Source organism: Streptomyces sp. NPDC032745 (genome assembly GCF_055579465.1).
This window is the reverse complement of record NZ_JBVING010000007.1, coordinates 246,653-259,194: the sequence shown is the minus strand read 5'-3', so window position 1 is coordinate 259,194 and position 12,542 is coordinate 246,653. Positions and strand designations below refer to the sequence as shown.

General features: G+C 70.9%; 14 protein-coding genes. 11 read left to right on the top strand and 3 right to left on the bottom strand.

Annotation, left to right across the window (positions count from 1 at the left end; translation table 11 throughout):
* The first annotated feature begins 3 nt into the window (after positions 1 to 3).
* On the top strand, positions 4 to 975 hold the full coding sequence (locus tag ACZ5WG_RS20315; RefSeq protein ID WP_468724830.1) for a GlxA family transcriptional regulator: 972 nt from the start codon (positions 4 to 6) through the stop codon (positions 973 to 975).
* A 32-nt stretch (positions 976 to 1,007) separates the two neighbouring features.
* Positions 1,008 to 1,643, top strand: a complete 636-nt coding sequence (locus ACZ5WG_RS20310; RefSeq protein WP_468724829.1) for a DJ-1/PfpI family protein — start codon at positions 1,008 to 1,010, stop codon at positions 1,641 to 1,643.
* Here ACZ5WG_RS20310 and ACZ5WG_RS20305 read toward each other — a convergent pair.
* Positions 1,621 to 2,376 (bottom strand): enoyl-CoA hydratase/isomerase family protein, encoded by a 756-nt coding sequence (locus ACZ5WG_RS20305; protein ID WP_468724828.1) that lies wholly within the window; start codon positions 2,374 to 2,376, stop codon positions 1,621 to 1,623. The genes ACZ5WG_RS20310 and ACZ5WG_RS20305 overlap by 23 nt on opposite strands.
* A 78-nt stretch (positions 2,377 to 2,454) precedes the next feature.
* Here ACZ5WG_RS20305 and ACZ5WG_RS20300 point away from each other — a divergent pair, with 78 nt between their 5' ends.
* Positions 2,455 to 3,123, top strand: coding sequence for an HdeD family acid-resistance protein (locus ACZ5WG_RS20300; protein WP_468724826.1), 669 nt, complete (start codon positions 2,455 to 2,457; stop codon positions 3,121 to 3,123).
* A gap of 130 nt (positions 3,124 to 3,253) precedes the next feature.
* Complete coding sequence (locus ACZ5WG_RS20295; RefSeq protein WP_468725067.1) at positions 3,254 to 3,757, top strand: ATP-binding protein; 504 nt, start codon at positions 3,254 to 3,256, stop codon at positions 3,755 to 3,757.
* Between the two features lie 59 nt (positions 3,758 to 3,816).
* Here ACZ5WG_RS20295 and idi read toward each other — a convergent pair whose 3' ends face one another.
* Together idi and ACZ5WG_RS20285 are read right to left on the bottom strand one after the other, a co-directional pair.
* The gene (gene idi, locus ACZ5WG_RS20290; RefSeq protein ID WP_389413771.1) at positions 3,817 to 4,416 is read right to left on the bottom strand and encodes an isopentenyl-diphosphate Delta-isomerase; all 600 of its coding nucleotides are present in this window, start codon (positions 4,414 to 4,416) and stop codon (positions 3,817 to 3,819) included.
* 127 nt (positions 4,417 to 4,543) lie between these two features.
* The gene (locus ACZ5WG_RS20285; RefSeq protein WP_468724824.1) at positions 4,544 to 5,092 is read right to left on the bottom strand and encodes a GNAT family N-acetyltransferase; all 549 of its coding nucleotides are present in this window, start codon (positions 5,090 to 5,092) and stop codon (positions 4,544 to 4,546) included.
* 383 nt (positions 5,093 to 5,475) lie between these two features.
* Here ACZ5WG_RS20285 and ACZ5WG_RS20280 point away from each other — a divergent pair, with 383 nt between their 5' ends.
* The 7 genes from ACZ5WG_RS20280 to ACZ5WG_RS20250 all read left to right on the top strand — a co-directional run bounded on the left by ACZ5WG_RS20280 (position 5,476) and on the right by ACZ5WG_RS20250 (position 12,508).
* Positions 5,476 to 7,257, top strand: a complete 1,782-nt coding sequence (locus tag ACZ5WG_RS20280) for a DUF5941 domain-containing protein (protein WP_468725066.1) — start codon at positions 5,476 to 5,478, stop codon at positions 7,255 to 7,257.
* On the top strand, positions 7,254 to 8,006 hold the full coding sequence (locus ACZ5WG_RS20275; protein WP_468724822.1) for a phosphocholine cytidylyltransferase family protein: 753 nt from the start codon (positions 7,254 to 7,256) through the stop codon (positions 8,004 to 8,006). Before ACZ5WG_RS20280 ends, ACZ5WG_RS20275 begins: the two co-directional genes overlap by 4 nt.
* Positions 7,994 to 9,055, top strand: coding sequence for an iron-containing alcohol dehydrogenase family protein (locus ACZ5WG_RS20270; RefSeq protein ID WP_468724820.1), 1,062 nt, complete (start codon positions 7,994 to 7,996; stop codon positions 9,053 to 9,055). Before ACZ5WG_RS20275 ends, ACZ5WG_RS20270 begins: the two co-directional genes overlap by 13 nt.
* On the top strand, positions 9,033 to 9,812 hold the full coding sequence (locus tag ACZ5WG_RS20265; protein WP_468724819.1) for a CDP-alcohol phosphatidyltransferase family protein: 780 nt from the start codon (positions 9,033 to 9,035) through the stop codon (positions 9,810 to 9,812). The genes ACZ5WG_RS20270 and ACZ5WG_RS20265 overlap by 23 nt, the downstream gene beginning before the upstream one ends.
* Positions 9,813 to 9,820: 8 nt before the next feature.
* Positions 9,821 to 10,702 (top strand): glycosyltransferase family 2 protein, encoded by an 882-nt coding sequence (locus tag ACZ5WG_RS20260; RefSeq protein WP_468725064.1) that lies wholly within the window; start codon positions 9,821 to 9,823, stop codon positions 10,700 to 10,702.
* Positions 10,703 to 10,797: 95 nt separating this feature from the next.
* Positions 10,798 to 11,733: an ABC transporter permease gene (locus ACZ5WG_RS20255; RefSeq protein ID WP_468724817.1), complete on the top strand. Its 936-nt coding sequence runs from the start codon at positions 10,798 to 10,800 to the stop codon at positions 11,731 to 11,733.
* Positions 11,726 to 12,508, top strand: coding sequence for an ABC transporter ATP-binding protein (locus tag ACZ5WG_RS20250; protein ID WP_468724815.1), 783 nt, complete (start codon positions 11,726 to 11,728; stop codon positions 12,506 to 12,508). The genes ACZ5WG_RS20255 and ACZ5WG_RS20250 overlap by 8 nt, the downstream gene beginning before the upstream one ends.
* The last annotated feature ends 34 nt before the right edge of the window (positions 12,509 to 12,542 follow it).

Below are 12,542 nucleotides of genomic sequence, written 5' to 3'. Positions count from 1 at the left end.
GTCATGTCGTTGCGAAACGTGCTCGTCGTCCTCTACGACGGCGTGCAGAGCCTGGACGTCACCGGTCCCGTGGAGGTGTTCGCCGCCGTCGCCCGCTTCCCGGGTCGGGCGGGGGACGGGTACGTGATCCGTACGGTGTCCCCCGGCGGGGCGTCCGTACGGACGAGCAGCGGGCTCACCCTGGTCCCGGACGGGGAGCTGGAGAGCGCGCGGCCGGGGGCGGGCACCACGCTGCTGGTGCCGGGCGGGCAGTACCGGGGGGACTTCGAGCCCCGGCTGACCGGGTGGCTCCGCGCGCACGGGGGCGGCGCGGAGCGGCTGGTGTCCGTCTGCACGGGCGGGCTGCTGCTGGCCGAGGCCGGGCTGCTGGACGGGCGGCGGGCCACGACGCACTGGTACGTCTGCGAGCAGATGGCCCGGGACTACCCGACGGTGACCGTCGAACCGGACCCGATCTACGTACGGGACGGCCCGGTCGCCACCTCGGCCGGGGTCACGGCGGGGATCGACCTCGCGCTGGCGCTGGTGGAGGAGGACCACGGCCGGGAGCTGGCGCTGGGCATCGCGCGGCACCTGGTGGTGTTCCTGCGCAGGCCCGGGAACCAGGCGCAGTTCAGCGCGCAGCTGGCGGCGCAGACCGCGCAGCGGGATCCGCTGCGGGAGGTGCAGCAGTGGATCACGGAGCATCCGGGGGCGGACCTGAGCGTGGAGTCCCTGGCGGCGCGGGCCAGGCTGTCGCCGCGGCACTTCGCGCGTGCCTTCCAGGCGGAGACGGGGGTCACGCCCGGCCGCTACGTGGAGCGCGTACGCGTGGAACACGCGCGGCGCCTCCTGGAGGACACGGGGGACGGGGTCGCTCAGATCTCCCGGGCCTGCGGCTACGGCACCCCGGAGGCCCTCCGCCGCGCTTTCGTGAAAACCCTGGGCCAGCCCCCGGCCGAATACCGCCGCCGCTTCGGTCCCGACCCCGCGTAGTCGCCCCGATTCTTCACCACTCTGGAGGAAACATGCAGATCGCAGTCCTGCTCTACGACCGGTTCACCGCGCTCGACGCCATCGGGCCCTTCGACACCCTCGGACGGCTTCCCGACGCCGAGGTCGTGTTCGTGTCGGAGCGGCCCGGGCCGGTGCGGACCGACAGCGGTGCACTCGCGCTCGTCGCCGACAAGGGGCTCGACGAGGTGACCCGGCCCGACATCGTCATCGTGCCCGGCGGGCCGCACCCCGAGTTGGAGATGGAGAACCCGGCCGTCGTGGACTGGCTGCGCGCCGTCGACGCCACCACCACCTGGACCACCTCCGTCTGCACCGGCTCGCTCCTCCTGGCCGCCGCCGGGCTGCTCAAGGGGCGGCGGGCCGCAAGCCACTGGCTCTACCTGGACCGGCTGCCCGCCTTCGGCGCCGAACCCACCGGCGAGCGCGTCGTGTACGACGGGAAGTACGTCACCGCGGCCGGGGTGTCCTCCGGCATCGACATGGGCCTCGGCCTCCTCGGCCGCATCGCCGGCGACGAGTACGCCCAGACCGTCCAGCTCATGACCGAGTACGACCCCCAGCCGCCCTACGACGCCGGCTCGCCGGACAAGGCCCCGGCCGAGATCGTGGCGCGGCTGCGCGCGGTCAACCCGCTCGGCCCCCGGTAGTCCAGCCGAACGACGGGGTACGGCGCTCCAGGAACGCGGCGACGCCCTCCGCGGTGTCGCCGCTTCCGGCCGCCTGCTCCGCCCAGTGACCGTCCCGGTCCGTGCGCCCGTCCGCGAACTCCTTGGCCGCCGCCTGCGTCAGCTGCGAGCGGGTGGTCAGGATGCGGGCGAAGTCCGCGACCCGCTTGTCCAGTTGCCCGGCCGGCAGCAGCTCGTTGAGGAAGCCCGCGCGCAACGCGTGCTCCGCGTCGATCAACTCGGCAGAGAAGAGGAGGTACTTGGCCACCGCCGGGCCGACCAGCGCGGCCAGCCGGCGGGTCGAGGACGCGGCGTAGACGATGCCCAGCCTCGCCGGGGTCACCCCGAACGACGCCCCCTCCTCCGCGAAGCGCAGATCGCAGGCGGCAGCCAGCTGGCTGCCGCCGCCCACGCAGAATCCGCGGATCGCCGCGAGCGTCGGCTTCGGGAAGGCGGCCAGGGCCTCCTCCGCCGCCACGGCCAGGGCCTGCGGTTCCGCGTCCCCGGCCAGTGAGGAGATGTCGGCCCCCGCGCAGAAGGTCGGACCGGCTCCGGTCAGGACGAGCACCCGTACGGCCGGGTCGGCCGCGAGCCCGTCCAGCAGCTCGGGGAGGGCCCGCCACATCGCCGCGGTCATTGCGTTGCGCTTGGCGGGATGCGAGATGACGACCGTGGCGACCCCGTCGGCGACGGTGTGCAAGAGCGCTGCGTCCATGCGCCGGATGCTATCCCGGTCGGCCGAACCTATGATCAAGGGGAGTCCGTCCGGGGGGTGCTGGAAGGTGGCACGACCATGGGCGCAGACCGTTCCGCGGCCGGGACCGGCGCCGAGGCCAAGGACACGAAGCAGCTCAAGCGCAGTTTCGGGCTGCTGGCCGTGCTCGGGGTGCTCCTGGTGGTGGCCGGACTGGTCGGCCTGTTCTACGCCGCCTTCGCCACCCTGACGACGATGTTCCTGTTCGGCTGGCTGCTGCTGGCCGGCGGCCTGGTGGGCCTGGTCCAGGCGTTCCAGTCCCGCAAGAGCAACCACTTCTGGCTCGCCGTCGTCGTCGCCGCGATCAACATCGCCGCCGGTTTCGTGATCCTGCGACGGCCCGAGGCGAGCGCCGAGGCGCTGACGATGTTCGCCGCGCTGTTCTTCCTCATCGGCGGGCTGTTCCGGCTGGTCGGGGGCCTGGTGGTGCGGGGGGCGCACCTGTGGCTGAACCTGGTCCAGGGAGCCTTCGGCATCCTGCTGGGTTTCCTGGTCCTCTCCAACTGGCCGGGCAACAGTCTCTACGTGATCGGAACCTTCTTCTCCCTCGCCCTCTTGTTCGACGGGCTGAGCCTGCTGGTCCTGGGCATGAGCGCCCGGCGCATTCTGGGCTTGGTCAGGGAAGACGAGGTCCCGGCGGCCGTGGGCGGGGCGGGTGCCGCGGCCGAGAAGGGTCCCGCAGAAGATCAGGAACAGTCGCACAACTGACGCTGTCATACGCCAACGGTCAGAAAGCGTCCGATTGACGCTGACTTCTGGTCAGGGGTCCGGTCCGGACCAGCCCGTTCCCCACTCTGGACGCGTGGAGACGATCGAGCGTGAAGACGGGGGCCGGAAGATGGATGTCAGCGGGAGCGTCCCGCCAGCCAAGGAGGGTGAGCCGGAGGCGCCGGCCGACCCCCTCGCGTACGAAGGCGTGTGGCGGTTCACCGTGCCCGCTGTAGAAGAATCCGTTCCGCAGGCCCGCCGCGCCGTCCGCGACCTGCTCGGCCGCCAGGGCGTCCCGGCCCACCGGGACCTGGTGTACTCCCTGCTGCTGATCGTCTCCGAACTGGTGACGAACTCGGTCCGGCACGCGGCCCTGCTCTCGCCGGAGGTCGCGGTCGAGGTCGCCATCGGCCGGGAATGGGTACGGGTGGCGGTCGAGGACAACCACCCGTACCGCCCCAAGGCACTGGAGGCGGATTTCGGCCAGACCGGCGGCCGGGGCCTGCTTCTGGTGCGCGAGATCACGCTCGAGTCCGGCGGGGTCTGCGACGTCGAGCACACCTCGACGGGCGGCAAGGTCATCTGGGCGGCCCTGCCGCTCACCACGCCGGGCGCGCGGACCCCCGCGGTCTGAGCGTCCCCGAGACCCGAGACCCCGCGGTCGGAAAACCGGCGGTCGCAGCGGCGTACGGGCTACCAGCCCGCGGCATCACCGGTCAGTTCCCGGATCGCGGGCCGGGCCGCGTCCAGCACGGTCATGAACCAGGCGGAGAACGGCGCCTCGGCGTGCCGCTCGGCCAGTTCCCCGGCGGTGACGAACGCGGTGTCGCCGACCTCCTCCGGATCCGGCCGCAGCTGCGCCTGTGCCAGTCCCACGAACAGGTGGTTGTACTCCTGCTCCACCAGACCCGACGCGGGGTCCGGGTGGTTGTAGCGGACGGTCCCCGCCTCCGCGAGCAGCGAGGGCGACAGGCCCAGCTCCTCGTAGGTCCGCCGGGCCGCCGCCGCGAACGGAGACTCCCCGGGGTAGGGGTGGCCGCAACACGTGTTCGACCAGACGCCGGGTGAGTGGTACTTCCCCAGGGCACGCTGCTGGAGCAGCAGGCGGCCCTGCTCGTCGAAGAGGAACACGGAGAAGGCCCGGTGCAGCAGACCGGGCGCCTGATGGGCGGAGAGCTTCTCCGCCGTGCCGATGGTGTTGCCGGACTCATCGACCAGTTCGAGCATGATCGGTTCCTGAGTGCCGGTGCCGGGGGACGCGGTGTTCGCGGCGGTGGCTGGTGTGGTCGGCATACCCATCCTTCGCTTCGGACTTCGGCCTTCAGTCTGCCGTACAAAAGAGGCTTGTCCCCACTTCGGTGATCCGCGCATGTCCGCCCCCGCCGCGTGGTAAGCGGCGAGGGGCAGATCACACGAGCGGTCAGATCCCGAAGGGTGCCGGGTACGCGATGGTGCCCTGCGGGACGGGCACGGAGGCGTCCAGCACCAACGCCATCATCACCTCGTCGGGCACCTCGAACGGCGCCCGGATCCCGAACCGCGAGGCCGGTACGAAGCCGAAGCGCGGGTAGTACGCCGGGTGCCCGAGGACCAGGACCAGCGACTCCCCCCGCTCCGCGGCCGCCGCGAGCAGTGCGCGTACGACCGAGCTGCCGGCGCCCGAGCGCTGGTGCGCGGGACGGGCCGCCACCGGAGCGAGGGCGAGGGCCGGGACCCCGTCGACCTCGCAGCGGGTCAGCAGTGCGTGTGCGGCCACCGACCCGTCCGGGCCCTCGGCCACGTACGACAGCCCCGGCAGCCAGGAGGCGTCCGCGCGCAGCGCGTCCACGAGGTCCGCCTCCAGCGGGGTCTCGAACGCCGCCAGGTTGACGGCCCGTACGGCGGCCGCGTCGGCCGGGGTCTCGGGCCGGGTGCGCCAGGCGCTGCGGGTGTTGTCGGTGTTGTTCTTGTCACCAGTGATGTCGGTCAACGTGACCCCTTTGGGAAGGGGGCTCCGGCCGACGCGGCGGATCGGTGTGATCAGGCCCGGCCGGACGCCCGGAAGGAAGAGGGGATGAACCGGAGTTCGCCGCGCTCGGCAGCGACCACTGCGACGGTCATCAACCCACCTCCTCCCGCTCGGCTGTTCCGACGGTTCGACAAGCCGTTTCACCTTAACATCCAGGCGGTTTGTGGTATCTGGACGTGATCGTCAATGATGATCGCGCCAGGGCCCGAGGCCCCGGAATATTAGGGTTATCGGGGAGCAAACGGGTGGTGAACCCCGGCTTCCTTTCATCCGATAGCCTCTGCCGACGTGCCGCCGCCCCCACCAGGCGGCCGTCCAGTGTTCGCTGCAAGGAGTGAGTTCGTCTGTCGACCGTCATCCTCACCGGCCTGCCGGTCCCCGGATCACCGCTCACCGACGAGCTGCGCTCCCTCGGCTTCGACGTCCGCCCGGCTGCCGGGCCTGAAGACACCGCCGCGGTGCTGGCCGGCGTCTCCGCCGACCAGCGTGTCGCCGTCGTCGACAGCGCCTTCGTCGGGCACGTCCACGCGCTGCGGCTCGCACTGACCGACCCGCGCTTCGACGCCTGCGCCGTGACCGGCGCCCTCGCCGTACAGCCCGGTGCCCGCGCGGCCCTGGACAAGGCCGCGGCCCTCCCGGCGCAGGGGGACGGCCCGTACGCGGACCGGCTCGCCGCCGCCGTCGAGGCCGCCGGGACCACCGTCCAGCGCCCCGAGCTCGGCACCCTGGTCGCCGCCGTCCCCGCCGACGACGCGGAGCGCGCCGCGGCGGACGCCGCAGTCGCCGCCGTCGACGACGAGGCCGTGCGCCTGCGCACCGCCGTGAAGTCCCGCGACGGCTTCTTCACCACCTTCTTCATCAGCCCGTACTCGCGCTACATCGCCCGCTGGTGCGCCCGCCGCGGCCTGACCCCGAACCAGGTCACGACCGCCTCCCTGATCACCGCGCTGATCGCGGCCGGCTGCGCCGCCACCGGCGAGCGCTGGGGCTACGTCGCCGCCGGCGTGCTCCTCCTCGTCTCCTTCGTCCTGGACTGCACGGACGGGCAGCTCGCCCGCTACTCGCTGCAGTACTCGACGATGGGCGCCTGGCTCGACGCGACCTTCGACCGCGCGAAGGAGTACTCCTTCTATGCGGGCCTCGCGCTCGGCGCGGCCAGGAACGGCGACGACGTATGGGCCCTCGCGCTCGGCGCGATGATCCTCATGACCTGCCGCCATGTCGTGGACTTCTCCTTCAACGAGGCCAACCACGACGCCACGGCCAACACGAGCCCCACCGCGGCCCTGTCCGACAAGCTCGACAGCGTCGGCTGGACGGTCTGGGTCCGGCGGATGATCATCCTGCCGATCGGTGAGCGCTGGGCCATGATCGCGGTGCTCACCGCGGCCACCAGCCCCCGGATCGTGTTCTACGCCCTGCTCATCGGCTGCGCCTTCGGAGCCCTCTACACCACCGCAGGCCGGGTGCTCCGCTCGCTGACCCGGAAGGCCAGGCGCACCGACCGGGCCGCCCAGGCGCTGGCCGACCTCGCCGACTCCGGACCGCTTGCCGAGGTGTTCGCCCGCCTGTCCGCCCGCCCCGTGCAGCGGATGCGCCTGCTCTTCGCCGCGGCCGGCTCCGTCCTGGTGGTGGCGGCCGCCTGGGTCGAGCCGTTCGGCAGCCGTACGGCCGTCTTCTGCGCGCTGCTCTACGCCGTATTCGCCGGCGGCGCGGTCTCGCAGCCCCTCAAGGGCGCCCTGGACTGGCTGCTCCCGCCGCTGTTCCGGGCCGCCGAGTACCTGACGGTCCTGGCCCTGGCCGTCAAGGCGGACGTCCCCGGGGCGCTCCCCGCGGCATTCGGACTGGTCGCGGCGGTCGCCTACCATCACTACGACACGGTCTACCGCATCCGCGGTGGCTCGGGCGCGCCCCCGCGGTGGCTGGTGTGGACGATCGGCGGTCACGACGGCCGGGTGCTGCTGACCGTGGTCCTGGCCTCCGTCCTGGCGACGCGCGCCACGGACTTCCCCGTCGCGCTCACGGCACTGGCCGTGTTCGTGGCACTCGTGGTGCTCGTGGAGAGCATCCGCTTCTGGGTCTCCTCCGGGGCACCCGCCGTACATGACGAAGGAGAACCAGCATGATCGGCCTTGTACTCGCTGCCGGTGCCGGACGCCGCCTGCGTCCCTACACCGACACCCTGCCCAAGGCCCTCGTGCCCGTCGGCCCCGAAGGCGACGAGGAAAGCCTGACCGTGCTGGACCTCACCCTCGGCAACTTCGCCGAGGTCGGCCTCACCGAGGTCGCGATCGTCGTCGGCTACCGCAAGGAAGCTGTCTACGCGCGCCGGGAGGCCTTGGAGGCCAAGTACGGCGTCAAGATCACGCTGATCGACAACGACAAGGCCGAGGAGTGGAACAACGCCTACTCCCTGTGGTGCGCACGTGACGTTCTGAAGCAGGGTGTGATCCTCGCCAACGGCGACACCGTCCACCCGGTCTCCGTCGAGCGGACCCTGCTCGGCGCCCGCGGCAACGGCCAGAAGATCATCCTCGCGCTGGACACGGTCAAGAGCCTGGCCGACGAGGAGATGAAGGTCGTCGTCGACGGCGCCAAGGGCGTCCGGAAGATCACCAAGCTGATGGAGCCGTCCGACGCCACCGGCGAGTACATCGGCGTCACGCTCATCGAGCCGGAGGCCGCCGAGGCCCTCGCCGAGGCGCTGAAGACCACCTTCGAGCGCGACCCCGACCTGTACTACGAGGACGGCTACCAGCAGCTCGTCAACGACGGCTTCGTCATCGACGTGGCCCCCATCGGCGACGTCAAGTGGGTCGAGATCGACAACCACGACGACCTCGCCAAGGGCCGGACGATCGCATGCCAGTACTGACGAGGCTCATCCCCTCCCCGGTCGTCGTCGACATCAGCCGCGGCGCCATGGACGACCTGGCCGGCCTCCTGGCCGACCAGCGGATCTCGGCGTCCGGCAAGCTGGCGATCGCGATCAGCGGCGGCTCCGGCCAGGTGCTGCGCGCCAAGCTGGAGCCCGTACTGCCGCACGCCGACTGGTACGCGGTCGTCGACGGCACCCTCGACTCCGCGGTCAAGCTGGCCGACGACATAAAGGGCCGCCGCTACGACGCGGTGGTCGGCCTGGGCGGCGGCAAGATCATCGACGTGGCGAAGTACGCCGCGGCGCGGGTCGGGCTGCCGATGGTGTCCGTCGCCACCAACCTCTCGCACGACGGCATCTGCTCGCCGGTGTCCATCCTGGACAACGACAACGGCCGGGGCTCCTACGGCGTCCCCATGCCGATCGCGATGGTCATCGACCTCGACGTGATCAAGGAAGCCCCGGCGAGGTTCGTCCGTGCCGGCATCGGCGACGTGATCTCCAACATCTCGGCGATCGCCGACTGGGAGCTCTCGCACCGCCTCAACGGCGAGCCGGTCGACGGCCTGGCCGCCGCGATGGCCCGTACGGCGGGCGAGGCCGTCCTGCGCCACCCCGGCGGCTGCGGCGACGACGAGTTCCTCACGGTCTTCTCGGAGTCCCTCGTGCTCTCCGGCATCGCCATGGCGATCAGCGGGGACACCCGCCCGTCCTCCGGCGCGTGCCATGAGATCAGTCACGCCTTCGACCTGCTCTACCCCGGACGCTCCGCGCTCCACGGCGAGCAGGTGGGCATCGGGGCCGCCTTCGCGATGTACCTGCGCGGCGCCAAGGAGCAGTCCGAGCTGTTCGTGCAGGTGCTGCGCCGCCACGGGCTGCCCGTGCTGCCCGCCGAGATCGGGTTCAGCGTGGACGAGTTCGTCGCGGCCGTCGAGTACGCCCCCCAGACCCGTCCGGGACGCTTCACGATCCTGGAGCACCTCAATCTGTCCGCAGCCGAGATCAGGGACGCTTACGCCGACTATGCCAAGACCATCCGTAGCTGAACTCCGGCCCGTCGTTCACCCGCCGGGCGTCAAGGACCGGCGCAGTGGCGAGCACTGGGGCGGTCGCCTGTACATGCGCGAGATCTCCCTGCGCATCACCCGCGTCCTGGTGAACACCAAGGTCACGCCCAACCAGCTGACCTACGTGATGACCCTCGCCGGTGTCCTGGCGGCCCCGGCGCTGCTGGTGCCGGGCATCTGGGGCGCCGTCCTCGGCGTGGTGGCGGTCCAGCTGTACCTGCTGCTCGACTGCGTCGACGGCGAGGTCGCCCGCTGGAAGAAGCAGTTCTCGCTCTCCGGCGTGTACCTGGACCGGGTCGGCGCCTACCTGTGCGACGCGGCGGTCCTCGTCGGCTTCGGCCTGCGCGCCTCCGACCTGTGGGGCACCGGGCGGATCGACTGGCTGTGGGCCTTCCTGGGCACCCTCGCCGCCCTCGGCGCCATCCTGATCAAGGCCGAGACCGACCTGGTCGGCGTCGCCCGGCACCAGACCGGCAAGGCGCCCGTGGCGGAGTCCGCCGCCGAGCCGCGCTCCTCCGGCATGGCGTTCGCCCGCCGGGCCGCGTCCGCGCTGAAGTTCCACCGGCTCGTCCTCGGCATCGAGGCCTCGCTGCTCATCCTGCTGCTGGCCGTCCTGGACCAGATGCGGGGCGACCTGTTCTTCTCCCGGCTCGGTGTTGCTGTTCTCGCCGGCATCGCCATGCTCCAGACGGTGCTGCACCTCGTCTCGATCCTGGCCTCGAGCAGGCTCAAGTGACGACGCCGATGCGGCTGGGCGCCGTGATCATCACCATGGGCAACCGGCCCGACGAGCTGAAGGCGCTCCTCGATTCGGTGGCCCGCCAGGACGGTGACCCGGTCGAGGTCGTCGTCGTGGGCCAGGGCGTCCAGGTCACCGGGCTGGCGGAGCTGCCGCCGGGTGTACGCACCGTGGACCTGCCCGAGAACCTGGGCATCCCCGGCGGCCGCAACGTCGGCATCGAGGCCTTCGGCCCCGGCGGCCGCGAGGTCGACGCCCTGCTCTTCCTGGACGACGACGGGCTGCTGGAGCGCACCGACACCGCCGAGCTGTGCCGGCAGGCCTTCGCCGAGGACCCGAAGCTCGGGATCGTCAGCTTCCGGATCGCCGATCCGGAGTCCGGCGAGACCCAGCGCCGGCACGTGCCGCGGCTGCGCGCCGCGGACCCGATGCGTTCCTCCCGCGTGACCACCTTCCTCGGCGGCGCCAACGCCGTCCGTACGAGGGTGTTCGAGCAGGTCGGAGCGCTGCCGGGCGAGTTCTTCTACGCGCACGAGGAGACCGATCTGGCCTGGCGGGCACTCGACGCAGGGTGGCTGATCGACTACCGGGCGGACATGGTGCTCCTGCATCCGAAGACCGCCCCCTCCCGGCACGCGGTCTACCACCGTATGGTTGCCCGTAACCGGGTGTGGCTCGCCCGCCGTAACCTGCCTGCCCCGCTGGTCCCGGTCTACCTGGGCGTCTGGCTCCTGCTGACGCTCCTGCGCAGACCGTCGGCGCCGGCGCTCAAGGCCTGGTTCGGTGGGTTCAAGGAGGGATGGACCACCCCCTGCGGTCCCCGGCGCCCCATGAAGTGGCGCACGGTCTGGCGGCTGACCCGGCTGGGCCGACCGCCTGTCATCTGACACGCTCGCGTCTGAGAACATGACGCGTCACGGGCCGAGCGCCCCAGGCCCGATGCCACCTTCTGCCGCATCTTGAAGACGGAAAGTTTCAACTTGTGAGTGACACAACCCAGGATGGCGCCCTCGCCACGAGCAAGCCGCCGTCCGAAGACGCCGGGCTGACCCCGGCGGAGCTCGCCAGGAAGTACGGCCTGTCCGTCAGCGGTGCCCGGCCGACCCTGACCGAGTACGTGCGGCAGCTCTGGGACCGGCGCCACTTCATCATGGCGTTCTCCCGGGCCAAGCTGATGGCCCAGTACAGCGAGGCGAGGCTCGGCCAGATCTGGCAGGTGGCGACCCCGCTGCTCAACGCGCTGGTGTACTACCTGATCTTCGGCCTGATCCTGAACGCGGGCCGGGGCATGGAGAAGGGGGTCTACATCCCCTTCCTGGTGACGGGCATCTTCGTCTTCACCTTCACCCAGAGCTCGCTGATGGCGGGGGTCCGGGCCATCCCCGGCAACCTCGGCCTGGTCCGCGCCCTGCACTTCCCGCGCGCCTCCCTGCCGATCTCCTTCTCGATGCAGCAGCTCCAGCAGCTGCTGTACTCGATGATCGTCGTGGTGGTCGTCACGGTCGGCTTCGGCAACTACCCGAGGCTGTCGTGGCTGCTGGTCATCCCGACCCTGGCGCTCCAGTTCATCTTCAACACCGGCCTCGCGCTGGTCTTCGGGCGGATGGGTTCCAAGACCCCCGACCTCGCGCAGCTGATGCCGTTCATCACGCGTACGTGGATGTACGCCTCGGGCGTCATGTTCTCGATCAGCGGGGCGCTCGAGGAGAGGGACGTGCCCGCGTGGGTCTCGGACGTGCTCCAGTGGAACCCGGCGGCGATCTACATGGACCTGGTCCGGTTCGCGCTGATCGACGACTACGGCCGGGAGAACCTGCCGCCGCACGTCTGGGCGTTCGCCGTCGGCTGGGCCGTCGTGATCGGCCTCGGCGGTTTCGTGTACTTCTGGAAGGCTGAGGAGCGTTACGGCCGTGGCTGAGAACTACCGGGGCAACGTCCCCACCGTCATCGCCGACGACGTGCACATCGTCTACCGCGTCAACACCGGCAGCTCCGGCAAGGGCAGCGCCACCGCCGCGCTGAGCAAGATAATGCGCCGGGGCAAGGGCGATGCCCCGGGCGTCCGCCGGGTCCACGCCGTGCGCGGCGTCTCCTTCACGGCGTACCGCGGCGAGGCCATCGGCGTCATCGGCTCCAACGGCTCCGGCAAGTCCACCCTGCTGCGAGCCATCGCCGGCCTGCTGCCCTGCGAGTCCGGCAAGGTCTACACCGACGGCCAGCCCTCGCTGCTGGGTGTCAACGCCGCACTGATGAACGACCTCACCGGTGAGCGCAACGTGGTCCTCGGCGGTCTCGCGATGGGAATGAGCCGCGAGCAGATCCGGGACCGCTACGAGGACATCGTCGACTTCTCGGGCATCAACGAGAAGGGCGATTTCATCTCCCTTCCGATGCGCACGTACTCCTCCGGTATGGCGGCGCGCCTGCGCTTTTCCATTGCGGCGGCCAAGGACCACGACGTTCTGATGATCGACGAGGCCCTGGCTACCGGTGACCGCAAGTTCCAGGTGCGTTCCGAGGAGCGCATCCGCGAACTGCGCAAGCATGCCGGAACCGTTTTCCTGGTGAGCCACAACAACAAGTCCATCCGCGACACCTGCAGCCGTGTGCTGTGGCTGGAGAAGGGTGAACTGCTGATGGACGGGCCCACCGAGGAAGTCGTCTCGGCCTACGAGAAGGCGACCAGCGCCTGACGCGGCCCGTGCCGGCCCCCGTCGCCTCGAGCGG